Source organism: Micromonospora sp. NPDC049051, from assembly GCF_043197575.1.
Lineage (GTDB): Bacteria > Actinomycetota > Actinomycetes > Mycobacteriales > Micromonosporaceae > Micromonospora.
This window is the reverse complement of the sequence record NZ_JBICTL010000005.1, coordinates 226,281-242,964: the sequence shown is the minus strand read 5'-3', so window position 1 is coordinate 242,964 and position 16,684 is coordinate 226,281. Positions and strand designations below refer to the sequence as shown.

Here is a 16,684-nt window from a genome sequence, read left to right as displayed (position 1 = left end):
TGTGGCGGATGATCCGCTTCCCGGCGAGGTGCCGGTCACCCCGCGTGGCGGTTCAGCCGGTGGCCCGGCGTGCGCTGGCCCGTACGCCCCGGGGAGCGGTGGCCCGGGCGGCGGCCGTGGTGGCGGGGGCCTTGCGGGCGGTGACCTTCCTGGCCGGAGCCTTGGCGACCGTCGTCTTCTTCGCGGGGGCCTTCTTCGCCGCCGCCTTGGTGGCCGACGAGGTCGCCGTGGCCTTCCTGGCGGGGGCCTTCGCCGCGGTGGCCTTGCGGGCGCCGCCGCTGGGCCGGGTCGCGGTGGTCTTCCTGGCCGGCGTCGTCTTCTTGGCGGTGGCCTTCTTCGCCACGGCCGCCGTCTTCCTCGCGGGGGCCTTCGCCGCCGTGGTCGTCTTCTTCACGGGGGCCTTCGCCGCCGTCGCGGCCTTCCTCGCGGGAGCCTTCGCCGCCGAGGTGGTCTTGCGGGCGGTGGCGGTCGTCCTGGCGGGGGCCTTCTTCGCCGGCGCGGTGGCCTTTCTCGCCACGGTCGCGGCCTTCGTGGCCGCCTGCCGGGCGGGGGTCTTCGCCGAGGTCGTCTTCTTCGCCGCCGTGCTCCTGGCCGCCGCGGTCGTCCGCTTCGCCGCGGCGGGGGCCTTCTTCGCGGCGGTGGTGCCCGCCTTCTTCGCCGCGGCCGTCGTCTTCCTGGCCGTGCTGGCCGTCTTGGTCGCCGCCTTCTTCGCGGGAGCCTTCGCGGCGGTGGTCTTCTTCGCCGGGGCCCGCCCCGCGCCGCCCGTCGCCTTCTTCGCCGTCGCCTTCTTCGCCGGGGCCTTCTTCGCCGCCGTCGTGGCGGACGCGCGCGTGGTCCGCGTCGTACCCGCGGTCCGCTCAGCCGCGGCGGTCTTCCTGGCGGTCGTACGTCTGGCGGCCGGGCGGGTGGTGGCCTGCTGTGCTTCGGCCATCTCGGTTCCCTTTCTGGGGAGTGCTCTCGCCCTCGCGGAGCACCACGTGTCTCCGGCGCGGGCGGTCCCGCGCCGCCTATCTGTCCTCCCCGGCCCAGCGGGCGTCCTCGGCCTCCCACGCTTCGTTGCGCTCCCGCACCGTCTGCAGGGCGTTCTCCGCGTCGGCGGCTGAGGCGTAGGGCCCGAGAACGTGCCTGGCGGGGCACACGTCGGCATCGGTCTCGACCCGGTGGTGGCGGGTACACCAGTAGAAGTGCGTGCCGCTTCCGCTGTCGCTCATGGGATCACTGTGCACCGCGAACCACCCGGACGCCACCGGAACACCACAAGTCGCCGATGTTCTCCACAGTAGACGTGCCCCGGCCGTCAGGGGCCGGAACTGCGAAAACAGGCTTCCGGGTACGTCTTGCCCGCCGCCCGGAGCGCCGCCAACGGCCGCCCTGCCCGGAAGCCGGATCACCCTGCTCGGGCTAGGGTCGTCGGGTGGGCGTTCCGGACTACATCCTGCGGCTACGCGAGCGCATCGGTCACGACCTGCTCCCGCTGTCGAGCGTGAGCGCGGTCGTACGCAACGACGCTGGCGAGCTGCTGCTCGGTCAACGCGCCGACGACGGGCGCTGGTCGGTGGTCAGCGGCATCGTCGAGCCGGGGGAGCAGCCGGCCACTGCGGTGGTACGCGAGGTGCGGGAGGAGACGGGCCTGGAGGTCGAACCGCTCCGCCTGAGCAGCGTCGTGTCGCGCCCGCACACCTACCCCAACGGCGACCGGTGCGAGTTCCTCAACCTCGGCTTCCACTGCCGGTTGGTCGCCGGCACCGCCCGGGTCAACGACGACGAGTCGGTGGCCGTGGGCTGGTTCCCGCCGGACCGCCTGCCTGCGCTGGACCGGCACGCGCGGCTGGTCGTCACGCACGCCCTCGGCACCGAGGCGAGCGCCTGGTTCCTGCCCGCCGGGACGGCCTGGGCCGAGTCCGATGGCTGACCTCGATCCGGCGGTGCGCCGTTACCTCGGCGACCTCGTCGCCGCCGCCCGCGACGTCCTCGGCGACGACCTCGTCGGGGCGTACGCGGCCGGCTCGGTGGGGTTGGGCGCGTACCAGCCGGGGCGCAGTGACGTCGACGTCGCGCTGGTCTGCGCCGACGTCCTCGACCCCGCGCGCAGGCGGGAGCTGGTGGCGCGGCTGCGGCACGAGGCGCTGCCCTGCCCCGCGCGCGGACTGGAACTGGTCGTGTACCGCCTGGCGGTCGCCCGCTCCGGCACGCCGGAGCCCGGGTTCGAGGTCGAGCTGAACACCGGCGCACGGATGCCGTGGCGGGTGACGTGGAGCGCCGCCGACCGACCGGCCGGGGACGGTCTGTTCTGGTACGGCCTGGACCGCAGCATCCTGCACCAGTGCGGGTACACCCTGTTCGGGCCGCCGGCCGCCGAGGTCTTCACCGACCTCTCCCCCGCCGACCTGCGTCGTCTGCTGACCGACGCGCTGCGCTGGTGGCTGGCCCTGCCGACCCCGCCCGGCGACGGTCCCGCCCCGGGTGCGGAGGACGCGGTGCTCGGCGCCTGCCGCGCCCTGGTGAAGCTCCGCCACGGCGTCTGGCTGTCGAAGGTCGACGCCGGCCGCCGACTGGTCGCCGACGTACGGTCGGCCACGGGCGCTGGCGGCGCGACCGGCGACGGCGGGGCCGTCACCTGATCAGCCGGTCGATCGCGGCGCGGGCCGGCGGGCCGCCGCCGAGCGGCCCCGAGGCCCGCGCCTTCCAGCGCGGCGTGCTGGACGAGGTCGGTCGGTGACGGGCTCCACCGGGCTCCGGGGTCCGGCTGCGGTACGGGTTGGACGAACCCGGTGACCGGGTGGGAGAAAAGAGCACTCCGGGCACCGCGTGCGATGCCCGGAGTGTCTGCCGTAGCGATCAGATCCGCACGTGCGCCCTGCGGCGGATCCGGCTGGCTCCCAGCAGGAGACCGCCGGCGACCAGCAGGCCGCCGCCCAGGGAGACGGCCGTGGTGGCGCTGTCACCGGTGACGGGCAGTTCCTTGTCGTGCTTGCCGTCGTGCCGGGGGTCGTACTTGCCGCCCCGGATGCAGACGGTGACGGTCGCCGGGTCGGAGACCACGGACCTGCCGTCGAAGGTGCCGGTCGCCCGGGCCGTGTTGACGACCTTTCCGGCCTTGACGTCGGCCTTGGTCACCACGTGCGGCTCGACGGCGTGGCAGTCGGTGCTCGTCCCCCGCGCCAGCGTCGTGCTGTTGCAGACCACCTCGCCGGCCTTCGGGTCGTTGACGGCGACGTTGGTGATGGTGACGTTGCCGGTGTTCGTCACCCGGTAGGTGTAGAAGATCCGGTCGCCCTTGGCGGCGTAGCCGTCGTTCTCACACTTCTTGTGGCAGTCCGACTCGACCCGGGCCTTCTTGTCGATCGACAGGCTCGCCTGCTTCGGCGGGGCCGCCTTGGTGGTCACCCTGAAGGTCGCCTGGTTGGACGGCACCGTCTGCTGCAGGAACAGTCCGGTCGCCCGGGCGGTGTTGACGATCTCGCCGTTCTTCACGTCGCTGTTCTTGACCGTGTACGTGCCGGTGCAGGTGGTGCTCTCCCCCGGCGCGAGCGACGTGTCCTCGCAGGTGATGCCGGTGACGACGTTGTCGGTGACGGTGATGTTGGTGATCGGGTCGGTCGTGCCCGTGCTCTGGTTCGTCACCGTGTAGGTGTAGGTGACCACGTCGCCGGCCTTGAGACCCGTGGTCGGGGTGCCGGTCTTGGTCAGGTTCAGCCTCGGGTTCACCTGGGGGTTCGACGCCGCGCAGGTGTGGGTGAGCACGAAGAAGTCCGCGGTGCCGGAGATCACCGCGCTGGCGGCGATCAGCGTCCAGCCGGCCGGAACCCTGATCCACGCCTTGCTGGTGCCCGTGTCGTCGACGATGGCGCTGTTCGGGTCGGTGGGGATCGTCCTCGTGACGTTGCCGGTCGGCGTGCTGAACGTCACCGTGACCGTCTGGAAGACGCCGGTGGTGTCCGGGTTGCCGGGCAGGTTGAACACCCACACGTCCTCGTTGGCGAAGGGCCCGCCGCCGAGGTTGTCATCGCAGTTCTGGGTGAACTGGGCCGCTGTCGTCGGCACGTTCCCCGGGTTGATGTTGATCGTCGACGCGGCGGCGGCCGGGGAGCCGCCCGCGAGCAGGAGGGCACCGGCCAGCAGCGCGAACGCGGCCAAGCGCGCGTGGATGCCGCCGCGTCTGCGCGGCGCAGAGGTCATGCTCATGTATTCCCCCGTGTTATGGATGATCCGAACAACGGGGAAACGAAGGACAAAAGGGTACGTCACGTCGAGCGGTCTGGAATCCCCCGCCCGGGTGGTTTTGCCGGGTTTCTACCCTTTTGCCGGGCTGGCGGGAGCCCCCGGCATCACTCCATCGAGGATGCGGGATGGTGGCCGTCCTCGGGTACCGGCCGGTCCGGGCGGTGGCGGGCGAAGGCGTCGACCTCGCCCCAGCGGCCGGGAATGTCCAGCAGCGCGATCCGGTCGAAGGCGGGTGGCAACGCGGGGTTCACGGCGAGATGGTCCTCGTGCGGTTCCAGGCCGAGCATGGTCCGGATGAGCAGCGGGCACGCACCGCTGGACCAGGCCTGCGGACTGCCGGCGGTCGGATACCGCACCGGGTAGCGGGTGACGTGGCGCTCGAATCCGCCGAAGGCTTCGGGGAGCCGGCCCTGGAAGTAGGTGGCGGCGTCGACGATGCCCTCGACGATGCGGCCGGCCTCGGTGGCGAAGCCGTAACGGCGCAGGCCCCAGGCGATGAACGAGTTGTCGAACGGCCAGACCGTGCCGTTGTGGTAGCCGAGCGGGTTGTAGCGGCCCTGCCCCTCGGCGAGGGTCCGCACGCCCCAGCCGGAGAAGAGCGCCGGGCCCATCAGGTGCCCGGCGACCTGCGTGGCCCGGTCCGGCGGCACGATGCCGCTCCACAGCAGATGCCCGATGTTGGACGACAGGCTGTCGACGGGGGTGCCGTCGTGGTCGAGGGCGAGGGCGTAGTAGCCGCGGTCGTCGAGCCAGAAGTCCCGGTTGAAGCGCTCGTACAGTGCCGCCGCCTCGCGTTCCAACCGGTCGGCGTACGCGGGGTCGCCCCAGAACGTACGGGCCAGCCGGGCCGCGCGGATCTTGGCGTCGTACGCGTACCCCTGCACCTCACAGGTGGCCCGGGGGAAGCCCGGCAGCCTGCCGTCGGCGTACGAGATGCTGTCCCAGGAGTCCTTCCAGCACTGGTTCTCCAGGCCGGTGACCTGGTTGCGCCGCTTGTACCAGACGTAGCCGGTGGAGGTCAGGTCCGCGTAGTCGTCGATCCACGCGATGGCCGCCCGGGCCTCCTGCTCCAGTTCCCGCACCAGCGCCGCGTCGCCGCTCCACCGCTCGTACTCGTCGAGCAGCACCACGAACAGCGGCGACGCGTCCACGGTCCCGTAGTACGGGGAGTGCGGCTGCTCCTCGAACGCGGACGACTCGCCGTAGCGCAGCTCGTGCAGGATCCGGCCCGGGTCCTCCTCCAGCAGGTGGTCGGTCCGGGCGCCCTGGAGCGAGGCGAGGATCCGCAGTGTCGGCGGGGTCAACGACGGGGTGACAGGCAGGGTCTGCAGGCAGGTCAGCAGGCTGTCCCGGCCGAACAGGGTCATGAACCACGGCAACCCGGCCGCGGGCACGCTCGCCCCGCCGAGCGAGAGCGGAGCGAAGCGGAGCGCCGCCAGGTCCACCAGGCTGCGGTGGTACACCTCCCGTAGGGCGCCGTGCTCGGTGTCCAGCTTCGGCGCCGCCGCGACCCAGGTCCGTACGCTCTCCGGCAGGGTGCTGTCGTCCGGGCGCAGCGCCCGGATCGGGGCGCGGAAGTCGACGCCGTCGGGACGCAGCGCCCGCATGACCACCCGCAGATCCGTGGACCACCGGCCGCCGGACCGCAGCCGGGGGGTGAACCGGAGACCGCCCGGATCGAAGGCGGCCGGCTCGCTCGCCGAGACGGAGGCCTCCCGCCGGAACGTGCCGCGCCGGTAGCCCAGGCGCAGTTCGCCGGGACCGACGTGGGTGTAGTGACTGCCGGCCTTCTCGCGGACGTCGAACTTGATGTCGAAGATGTCGGCGAAGTCGGCCGCCACCTCCCACCGCACGTCGAGTTCGATCTCCTCGTCGCCGTAGTTGAAGATCGTCAGCGACTCGACCAGATCCGGCCCGATCCGCCGCCGCCGGATCGCCGACACGTCAGCCTGCACGTAGTCGACCTGCCCGCCCGGCACCACGAAGAAGGCCACCTCGTAGTACTGGCTGTCGTCGACCGACAGCGCGGTCAGCCGTTCCCCGTTGATGGTGAGCACCCACCGCGACAGGAAACGGGTGTCGGCGGCGAACAACCCGACCGGAGTGGCCGCCGACGCCGCCACGTCGCCGCTGGTGTCCGAGACGATGAAGGTGTTGCCGTCGATGCACGACACGGTGCCCGCGATGTCCTTCATCGATCACTTCCGCGCTCGGAGGGGACCCGCCGCACACCGGATGACGCCGGGAACAGCCGGCCGATCCGCAACGCCAGGGCAAGATCCCCGTCGACCAGGATCTCGCCCCGGGCGATCCCGGCCAGACCGTTCATCTCGCCCCGCGTCATCGCCTCCGCGACCTCGGAGGACACCGTGATCACCGTCCCCGCGGGTCCCTCGTCCCGCGTCACCCGCAGGCGTCCGTGATCGATGTCGAGCAACCACCGCTCCACGTGGTCGCCGTCGCGGACGTCGAACCGGACTCTGCCGCGTACCTTGCACAGCCGTGGATCGTGGCCCACGTCCGCCAACCGTTCGAAGAACGCACCGGTCGCCGTCATACGGCCTCCCAAGCCACTGATGGAGCGCCCCCGACTACCCACCGCAGGGAGGCCCTAACGTCCCCGGGGCGACTTCGACACCGCCGAACCCCACCAGGTGGGACAGCCGCTCACTCCTCGGTCGCGACCGCCGCGATGGCGGCGTGGGGTCGAAGCGTGCCTTCGCCGGGCCGCCGCAGCCGCTCGACCTCCGCGAAGCCGGCGCGCGCCAGTCGCGCGGAGAACTCGTCGACGGGCCAGCGATAGGCGGTCACGACCTTGTGGTCGAAGGCCGCGACCTCGGCACCGTCGAAGATGCCCAGCACCAGCGTTCCGCCCGGGGCCATCGCCCGCCGGAACCCGGCGAGCACGCCGTCGAGATCCTGCGGCGGTAGGTGGATCGTCGAGTACCAGGCCAGGATGCCGGCGATGGAGTGGTCGGCGACGCCGAGGTCCGTCATCGACCCGAGCCGGTATCTCCCGCCCGGGTGGGCCGCCTGCGCGTGGGCGATGAACTCGGGAACCAGCTCGATTCCCGTCGCGTCGACGCCCAGCGAGCGGAGGTGATCGGTGAGGTGGCCGGGCCCGCAGCCCAGATCGAGTACCGGGCCGGGCCGGGCCGCCAGATGCCGCCCGATGAAGGCCAGGTCGTCGGCGTGCACCTGCTCCCTCGTACCGAACAGCCCGATGTAGAGCTCCGCGACGGACCCGTACGCCTGCCGGACCTGCGCCAGATTCACCGCGCGACTGTATGAGCCGGCGGACAGACGGAACAACCCCGAGGCGTACGCGGGCAGCACGCCCGCTCCGCGCGGCGCCCGCGTCCGACTGTCCGCGTACGGGAAGGTGCCGGCCCTCCGGTCGGTCAGGCCGCCACCTGCGCGCCTACGGGTCGGACCGGGTGACGGGCGGCGGCGACTGGCCCGCGAGCCGGGCGCGGCGTCGCCACCGGTGGTGGCGCCAGGCGGCCACGGCCACCGCCACCGCCACGAGCAGCGCGGCGAGCCCTTTACAGGCACGCTCGAACCACGATCGGTTGTCGCCGAACGCCGCGTCGCCGGCCGCCATCAGCCACAAGCCCACCCAGGCCCACTGCCAGCCGCGTGGACGGGAGAACTCGCCGGGCGGGCTGGAGAGGGCGACGAGCACCGCGGCGGCGACTCCGACGACGACGACCAGCGGAAATCCGAAACGCCACCCGGCCTCCCACAGCGACACGAACCGATCATCGCACTCCGTACCCGTGAGCCACCAGATCCGTTCATCCGTCAGGGCGCGGCGGGCTGCGTGGCGTCGTCACGCTACGGATGCCGGCTCGGTGGGGCGTGGCGTGAAGAAGCGGACGATGTCGTCGGCCGCGGTGGGGGACAACATCATTGCCTGGACTCGTGCGGACATCTCGGCGACGGGGTGGATCCTGGCGAACATCGCCTCCTCGTACGCCCGGATCGCCGGGTCGGGGTCGGTGGGGTTGTCGGCGAGTTCGGCGGCGAGTTCGGCGGCGTCGAGCATGGCCTGGTTGGCGCCCTCACCGACCGGCGGCATGAGGTGCGCGGCGTCACCGAGGAGGGTGATGCCCGGTTGGTGGGTCCAGCGGGTACCGGTGGGCATCGCCTCGATCCTGCGTGGGGTCGGCGGGTTGTCGCCGGCTTCGACGAGTGCGGTGAGGCCAGGGTCCCAGCCGTCGAACATGTCCAGCAGAGCGCGCTTGCTGCGGTAGGTGTCCAGGTGGCGATCGTCCGCGCGTAGGGAGATCCCGACCCGGATGCTGCCGTCGCCGAGGCGTTGTGCCGCCAGGACCTGGTTCACGCCGATGCACCAGAGGTTTCCGGGGCCGACCAGCTCGGCGAGATCCGGATGGCGCCGGTCGGCGTCGCTGATGCTCAGCTCGACAAGAGTGGCCACGTGGGACAGTGGCGCGTCGGTCAGCAGCGATCGGACGACCGAGCGGGCGCCGTCCGCGCCGATGAGGACGTCGCAGTCGGCGCGGTGGCCACCATCGAACGTCAGCCCGAACCCTCCGTCGGGTCGTGGCGTCACCGCGACGAGCCGGTGCTGCCAGGCCACCGCGTCGCCGGGGAGCGAGTCGAGCAGAAGATCACGCAGTGCGGCACGGTCGATCTCGGGGCGTCCGGAGAACGAGCCGGGTTGTGGCTTGTGGTGCACGAGGGTGCGTCCGGCCGGGTCGAGGATGCGGTGTTCCTCGCCCTCCGGCCGCGCCTCGGAGCGGAATCGGCCGGCGAGGCCCGCATCGGCCAGGGCCCGTTGCCCGGACTCCGGGTGCAGGTCGAGCGATCCGCCCTGTGCTCGCGCGGATCGGCTCGCCTCGCGTTCGTACACCACCGCGCCGATGCCGTGCCGGTGCAGGATCCGGGCCAACGTCAGGCCGCCGAGGCCGCCGCCGGCTATCGCAATTCGCATCAATCAGCTCCGTTACCGTACGCTGTACCTCATGGATACGCCGTACGGTAGCGCGCCGCTGCCCGTCTGGGAACGGCCCGAGCCGCAGCCGCGGGCGGCACCGGTGCCGCTGAGCCGCGCGAAGATCGCCGCCGCCGCCATCCGGCTCGCCGACGCGCACGGCCTCGACGGGCTGTCGGTACGCAAGATCGCCAAAGAACTCGGGGTCGGCCCGATGCGGCTCTACGACTACGTGCTCAACAGATCAGAGCTGCTGGACCTGATGGTCGACGCCGTGTACGCCGAGATCGCCGAGGCCGGTCAGCACTCCGGGTGGCGAGCCACGGTGCTGGCCATCGTGCACCGGACCCGCGCCGCCGCCCTTGCTCACGAGTGGTTCGCCGACCTGCTCGGCGCAAGGCCACACCTGGGACCTCACGCGCTCGCCGTCGGCGAATCGACTGCGGCGGCGCTCAGCCAGGCCCCTGGCGTGCGAGGCATCGACGATCTCCAGCGGGCCCTGGGCGCCCTCAACGCGTTCATCGTCGGCGCACTCCGCAGGGAGATCACCGAGCGACGCACCGCCCGCTCGACCGGCACCGACATGTCCGCCTGGCAGGCCGCCCTCGGGCCCTACCTGACACGCATGCTCGACACAGGCCGCTACCCCACCGTCGCCCGGCTCGTCGTCGACGGCGCCCACCTCAACGCCGAGGAGACCTTCCACCACAACCTGATCACCATCCTGGACGGCATCACCAACCGCTCCGCGCGACAGGGGACGGCCTGACACCGGGCCGCCTGCGCCGTGCGCCGCGGGGCCGAGGGGTGACCTGGATCCGCTCGGCCGCCCAGGTCGGTCAGTCGACCACGCCCCGGCCCCGCACCAGCGGCAGGAATATCTCGTCGACGATCTCGACCAGGACCTCGTCGGGCACAGCCGGAACGCCGCGCAGGGCGTACTCGCCACGCAGCAGCATCATCGGCAACGCCGCCACCCGCGGATGCACCGCCTCCGGGGGTGCCTCGCCGCGGGCCACCGCCCGGCTCAGCAGGGTGAACCAGGCGGCGTTCATCGCGCCGCCGCCGGCCTTTTCGCGCAGCAGCGTCAGCAGCTCCGGCTCGTCGACGGCCGCCGCCAGGAGGTCGCGCAGGATCGCCCCGCGGGGTGAAGACCAGGTCGCGTTGGCCCGCCGCAGCAGTTCCAACGCGTCGCCCCGGAGGCTGCCGGTGTCCGGCGCCGGGATGCGGGCGTCGGCCAGGTGCTTGTAGGCGGCGATGCCGAGCGCGGCGCGCTGCGGCCAGCGCCGGTAGATCGCGTTCTTGTTCGTGCCCGCACGTCGGGCGACCTTGTCCATGGTCATGCCGGCGTAGCCGGAGGCGGTCAGTTCCTCGGCGGCCGCGCGCAGGATCGCCTGCTCCAGCTCCGCACCCCGCCGCCTCCCCACCGCCACGGTACGCATCGTACGCTCACTAGCGTAAGGTACTTCCCGTACCTTGAGGGAGGCAGCAATGCGCGCTTGGGGCGTCACCTACGACACCGGCTTCACCAACAGGGGGACCAGCACCCACGAACCCTTCGACCCCGACATCGTCGCGAAGGACATGCGGATCATCCGCGACGACCTGCACGCCGACGCTGTCCGGATCACCGGCGGGGTCGCCGACCGCCTGGAGATCGCCGCCCGGCACGCGGTCGCCGCCGGCCTGGAGGTCTGGTACTGCCCGTTCACGAACGACCTGACCACTGACCAGTTACTGGCATTCCTGCTGGACGCCGCCGAGCGCGCCGAGCGGATCCGCCGCGAAGGGGCGAACATCCGGTTCCTCACCGGCTCCGAGATCAGCATGATGACGATCGGGCTCATCCCCGGCGACACCCTCACCGAGCGGGCGGCGGTCCTCGCCGACCCGGCGCGGGTCCGCGAGGTCCTCCCGGGTGTGCAGCGGGAGACCAACGCGCTCCTGGCCCGGGCCGTCGCGGGCGCCCGCGAGCGGTTCGGCGGCCTCATAGGGTACGCATCGCTCCCTATGGAGGCCGTCGACTGGACGCCGTTCGACTTCATCGCGACCGACGCCGGCTACCGCGACGCCAGCAACGCCGCCGCCCTACCCGCGAACCTCGCCGCCATGACCTCCCAAGGCAAGCCGTTCGCCGTCACCGAGTTCGGCTGCGCGCCCTTCACCGGAGCCGCGGACCGGGGCAGCCGCAGCGACATCATCGGGTACGACGAGGACACCGCGCAGGCCGTCCGACTCACCGAGACCGTCGAACGCGACGAACCCGAACAGGCCGCCTACCTGCGCGATCTCCTCGACACCTACGACGCCGGCGGTGTGGACACCGCGTTCGTCTACACCTTCGCCACCCGGCACCTACCCACCTCCGCGGACCCCGCGCGGGACTTCGACCTGGGCAGCTTCGGGATCGTGAAAGTCCTCCCAGCCGGCCGCACCGGGACCACGTACCCAGGAATGCCGTGGGAGCCCAAGGCCGCCTTCCACGCTCTGGCCGAGTACGGCCGCGCCCGGGCGAGCGCGCCCGCGGCCTGACGCGTGCGAAGCTCGCGTCCCCTCTCACGACCGACCCGCAGCGGCGAGGACCACATGAGCAGCGACGGAACGACAGTGCTGTGGCACTCGATGGGGCAGCAGGAGTGCGACCTCGTCCGCGAGACAGGTTGGCGCAGATGGCCGCCGCCCCCGCCAGACCGCCTGTACTTCTTTCCGATCCTCAGGGAGGACTTCGCGATCAGGGCTGCCCGAGAATGGAACCTCGTCGGGTCGGTGCGCTACGTGGCTCGCTTCCACGTCGAAACGGGCTTCCTGGCCCGTTACACGACTCGATCCTTCGGCGGGTCCGCTGCTCCGATGCTGTGGGTCCCGGCCGAGGAAATCGACGAGCTCAACGCGCACATCGTCGGCCCGATCGAGGTAACCCACGAGTTCCAATAGCCGGGCTACCTTGAGCAAACGGTCTCCGTCGACGGCAAGCCGATGGCGATCTACGACGCGATGGGCAAGGTCGCGATCCTGTTCCCGTTCACGCCCAGCGACGAGGACACCAGCAATGACGCCCTCTACGTCGAGCAGGCCCGCGCCTGGTTCGACAGCATGTGGGGCACTATCGCGCGCGAGTACGCCTCGTGACCGCCCCCGGCCTCGCCAAGATGATCGACCGCGCACGGGTGATCCTGCTCGACTTCGACGGACCCGTGTGCAGCATCTTCGCCCAGCACTCCGCGTCGATCGTCGCCCACGAGTTGCGCCGGCTGCTCGTCGACCAGGCCGTCACACTGCCGCCCGAGATCCTGGCCGAACGCGACCCGCTCGCCGTGCTCCGCTTCACCGCCACCCTTGGGCGCCCTGCCGTCGTCCGCCTGGTCGACGAGGCCATGACCCGCGAGGAAGTCACCGCGGCCCGCACCGCCGAACCCACGCCGTACGGCAGGGAAGTCATCGTCGCCGCCCAGCAGACCGGCCGCCGGGTCGCCGTGGTGTCCAACAACTCGGCTGCTTCCGTTCACGCCTACCTGAGCGCCCGACACCTCACCTCGTACGTGCACCCAGTAATCGGCCGCCCCGAGGCAGCGCCCAAGCGGATGAAGCCGGACCCGTTCCCTGTGCTCGGAGCTGTACGGGAGCTAGGCGCGGAGCCGGCGGAATGCGTCCTGGTCGGTGACTCGGTCAGCGACATCGAGGCCGACCACGCCGCCGGAGTCGCCGCCATCGGATACGCGAACAAGCCCGGCAAGCGCGAGCGGTTCGCCGCCGCTGACGTCGTCATCGACAGCATGGCCGAACTGGTGACCGCCTTCGCCGTCGACGAGCTGTAGCACCGCTCCGCACACGAGCGCCCCGGGAGATCATCACCGGGGCGTTTCTCGTGTCGTCAGTTCACCCCGGACCGGGGGGGGCCTGGTGCAGCCGCCCTGGAGCTAGTCCAGGTCCCCACGCTTGGCCGCGATCCACGCCTCAACGTCTTCGGCAAGCCAGACGTTGCCCATCTGGAGCGTGGCTACGGGCTCAGGGAAGTCGCGCCGGTTGGTGATCTGGTAGACGCGCTGACGCGAGACGCCACCGAGCATGGTCCGGATCTCCCCCGAACCCACCAACCGCAGCTTCCTACCCATGACACTGACGCTAGGCACACGCCGACTAGGCACGAGTCAAGTTGATTGACACCTAGTTAGCGACGGCGCTAGTCGCTTACTCTTTACGCATGACTAGGTTCAAGTGGTTCCAACGCCCCGACCAACCTGTCGACTTCGTAGCCGGTGAACCAGCCCCATCCAAGTACGGCCGGGAGCCGCAGAGATGGACTGGTCGCGCCGCCGTCCCCGCACCAGAGCCACCCCTGATGACCAAGGCAGGACTATGGCGCTCCAAGAGCGCCGCGACGCGCCTCAACCAGAGGTAGGCCGTGCCGATCCCGCAGCGGCAACCAGAGCCTCCGTTCCTCGTCCTGATGGCCGGCAACGTGGTCGACTTCCACAACCGCGCCGCCTGTTCGCAGTGCGCGGACGATGGATGCCCACGCCTGGCGGCGGCCGGCGAGACCCTACGCGCCTGGCGAGACAGGAAGAGCCGACGTGAAGGCCGGTGATGTCCTGCATCTGACCCGCGCAGCAAGCCCTCAGTTCGTGCGGCCCATCTTCTTCCGTCTCATCAAGGTCCGCACAGAGCTCCACACCTACGACGGCTGGACGTGGCTGGACGGTTACCAGTTGGACGGCAAAGGCGACGCCGTGGCTCGCAGAGAGCTGTACGTGTTCAAGGCAGGCGCGCGAGTGCTACCCACGCTCAAAGGCAAAGGGCTTCACGGCCAGCAAGGCCGCCTTCCGGTCCCTCACGGCCGAAGGTTGGTCGGGAAATGAAAGCGACACGCAGCCTCCTCGACTCATTTGATGAGCCCAGCGCCCTTTACTGCCAAGACAGCATCGACGCAATGCATGCGTCAGGCAGCCGACACAACGGATGCTTGATGCTAAGGCTCTAGCTAGAGTCAGCGCTCAAGCCATATCAAGGAACCCTCGCGGAGGAAATGTGCGGCAAATCCGCCAATTTACAGTAGAGGGCCTTTTCGACAGCGCACTCACTCACAAGATTGATTTCTCGCAAGATGGCCGCGTCACCATTATTGCAGGACCGAACGGTGTCGGCAAAACGCACATACTGAGGTTGATTCACGCCATTCTGGGCCTGCAAATCACCACCTTATCTCGAATGCCATTTCAGTTGGCGAGACTAAAGTTTGCAGACGGACGCTCCCTCACCGCACGCCGACTAGTCGGCAGCAACCCGCGGGAGTCCCGACTTCTTCTCGAAGGAAACGGGGCACGAGGCAGGAAACTCGGCCTGGTCGAATTTCCCGCCGAAATTAATATTGAGAGCGAGCTGGAACGCTTCATTCCTCGCAGTGACGGACGATTTATAGACCGTCGAACGGGCCGCATCCTGCAGGGTCGCGACGTAGAAGAGTACGCATCGTTCTACCGTATGCGACATTCACACGCACGGCGACGCGCAATGGGTGAAGAGCAGGCCGCACTGTTTAGCGAAGAGGTGATTAGCAATAGCGACTGGCTTGCCGACTTGATCGAAAACCGCAATCCGATCTTCATCGACACGAAGCGGCTAGATACGCCACAAATGAAGGGTGGACCCGACGGCCCCCCCTCCTCGAGACCTCGAATCGACGAATACATCGAGCAGGTTAAGGTTCAGGTAGCAGACGCCAGGCGCGGGTCTTTGGCCGTCACGCAGGAAACGGACCAGACCTTCGCAAAGCGCGTCCTCACTCCGTCGAAAAAATCTAAGCCGATTCGCGAAGAGGACCTTAAGCGGAGATACGAAGATATCGCCGAGCAGAGCGCAGAGCTTTACAGAAGCGGCCTCTCGCAAACTCTTGTTGATGTTCAATTTCCCTCAAGCACCGTGGACTCCACAGAGACCCGGGTACTGTCCATCTTTATTGACGACTGGCAGCGCAAGCTTGAGCCACTTCTCCCCGTCAACGACAAGCTGAAAGCCCTACAGCGGATCGTCAACGACAAATTCATAGGGAAGAAGTTAAGGCTGGACAAGACGGGCGCACTAGTCTTCGTAGCCGACGACGATCAGTCGTTGATACCTGTAACACTCCTATCGTCAGGCGAGCAGCACATTCTCGCTCTATTTACCATGTTGTTGTTCTCAGCCCAACCTGGATCGGTTGTCCTTATCGACGAGCCGGAGATCTCTCTCCACGCCGCGTGGAAGCACGCCTTCCTCGAAGACATCACCGACGTCGCCAACATCGCTGACCTGCAGATCATACTTGCAACACACTCCAGCGGGATAATCAATGGCCGCTGGGATCTAGTCCAAGAGCTTGGAACGCGCAGGTAAAGCGTGATCACTTCAATCAAAGCTTACGACCGCGTTGCGGATAGAATCCGACAGCACAGGCAGGCGGATACGCGACCAGTACTTGTTGTCGAAGGCCCCACGGACTCTCGCTTTTTTCGGGTCGGGTTTGACGACGAATTCGTGGCGTTCCCTACAGGTAACCGGAACAGCGCCCTAGCCGTGACCGAGCAGTTGGTTGCATGGGGAATGCCGGAGGCAGCCTGTGTGGTTGACAGAGATTTCGATCACGAGATCAAGCAGAGAGAATCAGACGGATTCCCGGTATTCGCCTACGAGAATGCAGACCTTGAGGCCATGGCCTCAAGGACGGACGCCTTTGAGTTGATGCTATCCGAACTCGGGAGTGAACAAAAGGTCAAAGATAAGGGCGGACCAGCGGCGATTGCCAAAATCATATACGCAGCAGTTATCCCAGTCGCGCGATTGCGATGCGCCAACGCAGCGAACGGATGGGGACTAGCCTTCGACAAAGTCGAACTTGCCGATAAAGTGTCGCTAAAGACACTCGAACTCAATATACGCGGCTACTGTGCTGCGCTGAGCGCTGAGAGCATCGATCCTCCGCCGGTGTCCGACCTGGTGGCAGTCGCCGACGGTTCGACTCCGCTAGCTCAAGAGGTATCCTGTCCACGCCGTTCCTATCCCTACTATCGCGGTCGAGACTTTTTATCGGTAACGGGGGTCGCCCTAAGGCGGCAGGTCGGATCCTGCCAAAAAGCCGCAACAGATGCCGAACATCTCGCAGGCATCATCAGAGCGATTGCATGCAAGGGCGTCAAAACGTCCCCTTGGGGGAAGGACTTGCAGCGGTTCATCGGAGACCTAAATACTTCCCCTGCTGGAAGGGTTCCGAGACCTCGGCGGCAGCCTGACCGAGAGGACTAGCGAACATCTGAGCCTACGCCCCTTCTCGGCACTCTTTGTAACGCTTGTAAGAACGTTCCTCGGTTGCACAAGAACCTCCGGGACGCCAGAAGGCATTACCCAGGACACGACACTTCTAGCGACTATTGCCGAAATTCTCTTTCTTGGATCAAGGCACCGCGCTCCGCCCGGTGCGGGGCGGCAAGCCCGGCCGGCGGGAAGCCACCGACAGCCGCCGGGACACCGCCC

General features: G+C 68.8%; 19 protein-coding genes. 11 read left to right on the top strand and 8 right to left on the bottom strand.

What is annotated here, in order from left to right:
• The first annotated feature begins 44 nt into the window (after nt 1–44).
• The 3 genes from ACGFIR_RS22295 (at nt 45) to ACGFIR_RS22285 (ending at nt 2,621) form a co-directional block, all read left to right on the top strand.
• Nucleotides 45–1,103, top strand: coding sequence for a hypothetical protein (locus ACGFIR_RS22295; protein ID WP_393146903.1), 1,059 nt, complete (start codon nt 45–47; stop codon nt 1,101–1,103).
• A gap of 311 nt (nt 1,104–1,414) precedes the next feature.
• On the top strand, nt 1,415–1,912 hold the full coding sequence (locus ACGFIR_RS22290; protein ID WP_393146901.1) for an NUDIX domain-containing protein: 498 nt from the start codon (nt 1,415–1,417) through the stop codon (nt 1,910–1,912).
• Entirely contained in the window at nt 1,905–2,621 is a 717-nt protein-coding gene (locus ACGFIR_RS22285) for a nucleotidyltransferase domain-containing protein (protein WP_393146899.1), read from the top strand. Before ACGFIR_RS22290 ends, ACGFIR_RS22285 begins: the two co-directional genes overlap by 8 nt.
• A 217-nt stretch (nt 2,622–2,838) precedes the next feature.
• On the opposite strand, the gene ACGFIR_RS22280 is transcribed toward ACGFIR_RS22285, so the two are convergent.
• From ACGFIR_RS22280 to ACGFIR_RS22255, 6 genes are all read right to left on the bottom strand, one after another.
• Complete coding sequence (locus ACGFIR_RS22280) at nt 2,839–4,185, bottom strand: LPXTG cell wall anchor domain-containing protein (protein WP_393146897.1); 1,347 nt, start codon at nt 4,183–4,185, stop codon at nt 2,839–2,841.
• A gap of 143 nt (nt 4,186–4,328) precedes the next feature.
• Entirely contained in the window at nt 4,329–6,419 is a 2,091-nt protein-coding gene (locus tag ACGFIR_RS22275; RefSeq protein WP_393146895.1) for a glycogen debranching N-terminal domain-containing protein, read from the bottom strand.
• Complete coding sequence (locus tag ACGFIR_RS22270; RefSeq protein WP_393001910.1) at nt 6,416–6,781, bottom strand: SCP2 sterol-binding domain-containing protein; 366 nt, start codon at nt 6,779–6,781, stop codon at nt 6,416–6,418. Before ACGFIR_RS22270 ends, ACGFIR_RS22275 begins: the two co-directional genes overlap by 4 nt.
• A gap of 110 nt (nt 6,782–6,891) precedes the next feature.
• Nucleotides 6,892–7,500, bottom strand: coding sequence for a class I SAM-dependent methyltransferase (locus tag ACGFIR_RS22265; RefSeq protein WP_393146893.1), 609 nt, complete (start codon nt 7,498–7,500; stop codon nt 6,892–6,894).
• A gap of 145 nt (nt 7,501–7,645) precedes the next feature.
• Nucleotides 7,646–7,978: a hypothetical protein gene (locus tag ACGFIR_RS22260; RefSeq protein WP_393001906.1), complete on the bottom strand. Its 333-nt coding sequence runs from the start codon at nt 7,976–7,978 to the stop codon at nt 7,646–7,648.
• 78 nt (nt 7,979–8,056) lie between these two features.
• Nucleotides 8,057–9,181: an FAD-dependent oxidoreductase gene (locus ACGFIR_RS22255; protein WP_393146891.1), complete on the bottom strand. Its 1,125-nt coding sequence runs from the start codon at nt 9,179–9,181 to the stop codon at nt 8,057–8,059.
• 31 nt (nt 9,182–9,212) lie between these two features.
• On the opposite strand from ACGFIR_RS22255, the gene ACGFIR_RS22250 reads away from it, so the two are divergent.
• On the top strand, nt 9,213–9,950 hold the full coding sequence (locus ACGFIR_RS22250; RefSeq protein ID WP_393146889.1) for a TetR/AcrR family transcriptional regulator C-terminal domain-containing protein: 738 nt from the start codon (nt 9,213–9,215) through the stop codon (nt 9,948–9,950).
• Between the two features lie 70 nt (nt 9,951–10,020).
• On the opposite strand, the gene ACGFIR_RS22245 is transcribed toward ACGFIR_RS22250, so the two are convergent.
• Nucleotides 10,021–10,614 carry a TetR/AcrR family transcriptional regulator gene (locus tag ACGFIR_RS22245; RefSeq protein WP_393146887.1) on the bottom strand — a complete coding sequence of 198 codons (594 nt, stop codon included), beginning with the start codon at nt 10,612–10,614 and terminating at the stop codon, nt 10,021–10,023.
• A 58-nt stretch (nt 10,615–10,672) separates the two neighbouring features.
• Between ACGFIR_RS22245 and ACGFIR_RS22240 the strand changes: the two genes are divergently transcribed.
• Genes ACGFIR_RS22240 through ACGFIR_RS22225 form a run of 4 tightly spaced genes read left to right on the top strand, consistent with a single transcriptional unit; the run spans nt 10,673 to nt 12,996 of the window.
• A complete protein-coding gene (locus tag ACGFIR_RS22240) occupies nt 10,673–11,713 on the top strand; it encodes a hypothetical protein (protein ID WP_393146885.1) in 1,041 nt (346 codons plus the stop codon).
• A 54-nt stretch (nt 11,714–11,767) separates the two neighbouring features.
• Entirely contained in the window at nt 11,768–12,115 is a 348-nt protein-coding gene (locus ACGFIR_RS22235) for an ADP-ribosylation/crystallin J1 (RefSeq protein ID WP_393146883.1), read from the top strand.
• Nucleotides 12,116–12,157: 42 nt separating this feature from the next.
• Nucleotides 12,158–12,310, top strand: a complete 153-nt coding sequence (locus ACGFIR_RS22230) for a hypothetical protein (RefSeq protein WP_393146881.1) — start codon at nt 12,158–12,160, stop codon at nt 12,308–12,310.
• Nucleotides 12,307–12,996: an HAD family hydrolase gene (locus ACGFIR_RS22225; RefSeq protein WP_393146879.1), complete on the top strand. Its 690-nt coding sequence runs from the start codon at nt 12,307–12,309 to the stop codon at nt 12,994–12,996. The genes ACGFIR_RS22230 and ACGFIR_RS22225 overlap by 4 nt, the downstream gene beginning before the upstream one ends.
• A gap of 102 nt (nt 12,997–13,098) precedes the next feature.
• Here ACGFIR_RS22225 and ACGFIR_RS22220 read toward each other — a convergent pair whose 3' ends face one another.
• Nucleotides 13,099–13,293: an AlpA family phage regulatory protein gene (locus ACGFIR_RS22220; RefSeq protein ID WP_244164556.1), complete on the bottom strand. Its 195-nt coding sequence runs from the start codon at nt 13,291–13,293 to the stop codon at nt 13,099–13,101.
• A 459-nt stretch (nt 13,294–13,752) separates the two neighbouring features.
• Here ACGFIR_RS22220 and ACGFIR_RS22215 point away from each other — a divergent pair, with 459 nt between their 5' ends.
• The 3 genes from ACGFIR_RS22215 to ACGFIR_RS22205 all read left to right on the top strand — a co-directional run bounded on the left by ACGFIR_RS22215 (nt 13,753) and on the right by ACGFIR_RS22205 (nt 16,456).
• Complete coding sequence (locus tag ACGFIR_RS22215) at nt 13,753–14,037, top strand: hypothetical protein (RefSeq protein WP_393146877.1); 285 nt, start codon at nt 13,753–13,755, stop codon at nt 14,035–14,037.
• A 169-nt stretch (nt 14,038–14,206) separates the two neighbouring features.
• Nucleotides 14,207–15,550 carry an AAA family ATPase gene (locus ACGFIR_RS22210; protein WP_393146875.1) on the top strand — a complete coding sequence of 448 codons (1,344 nt, stop codon included), beginning with the start codon at nt 14,207–14,209 and terminating at the stop codon, nt 15,548–15,550.
• Nucleotides 15,551–15,730: 180 nt separating this feature from the next.
• Nucleotides 15,731–16,456: a hypothetical protein gene (locus ACGFIR_RS22205; protein ID WP_393146873.1), complete on the top strand. Its 726-nt coding sequence runs from the start codon at nt 15,731–15,733 to the stop codon at nt 16,454–16,456.
• Nucleotides 16,457–16,684 lie beyond the last annotated feature (228 nt).

Excerpts from the sequence above, each read along its gene's own strand:
- ACGFIR_RS22285 (WP_393146899.1), top strand. The coding sequence starts at position 1,905 with ATGGCTGACCTCGATCCGGCGGTGCGCCGTTACCTCGGCGACCTCGTC.
- ACGFIR_RS22280 (WP_393146897.1), bottom strand. The coding sequence starts at position 4,185 with ATGAGCATGACCTCTGCGCCGCGCAGACGCGGCGGCATCCACGCGCGC.
- ACGFIR_RS22275 (WP_393146895.1), bottom strand. The coding sequence starts at position 6,419 with ATGAAGGACATCGCGGGCACCGTGTCGTGCATCGACGGCAACACCTTC.
- ACGFIR_RS22270 (WP_393001910.1), bottom strand. The coding sequence starts at position 6,781 with ATGACGGCGACCGGTGCGTTCTTCGAACGGTTGGCGGACGTGGGCCAC.
- ACGFIR_RS22255 (WP_393146891.1), bottom strand. The coding sequence starts at position 9,181 with ATGCGAATTGCGATAGCCGGCGGCGGCCTCGGCGGCCTGACGTTGGCC.
- ACGFIR_RS22250 (WP_393146889.1), top strand. The coding sequence starts at position 9,213 with ATGGATACGCCGTACGGTAGCGCGCCGCTGCCCGTCTGGGAACGGCCC.
- ACGFIR_RS22240 (WP_393146885.1), top strand. The coding sequence starts at position 10,673 with ATGCGCGCTTGGGGCGTCACCTACGACACCGGCTTCACCAACAGGGGG.
- ACGFIR_RS22235 (WP_393146883.1), top strand. The coding sequence starts at position 11,768 with ATGAGCAGCGACGGAACGACAGTGCTGTGGCACTCGATGGGGCAGCAG.
- ACGFIR_RS22230 (WP_393146881.1), top strand. The coding sequence starts at position 12,158 with ATGGCGATCTACGACGCGATGGGCAAGGTCGCGATCCTGTTCCCGTTC.
- ACGFIR_RS22220 (WP_244164556.1), bottom strand. The coding sequence starts at position 13,293 with ATGGGTAGGAAGCTGCGGTTGGTGGGTTCGGGGGAGATCCGGACCATG.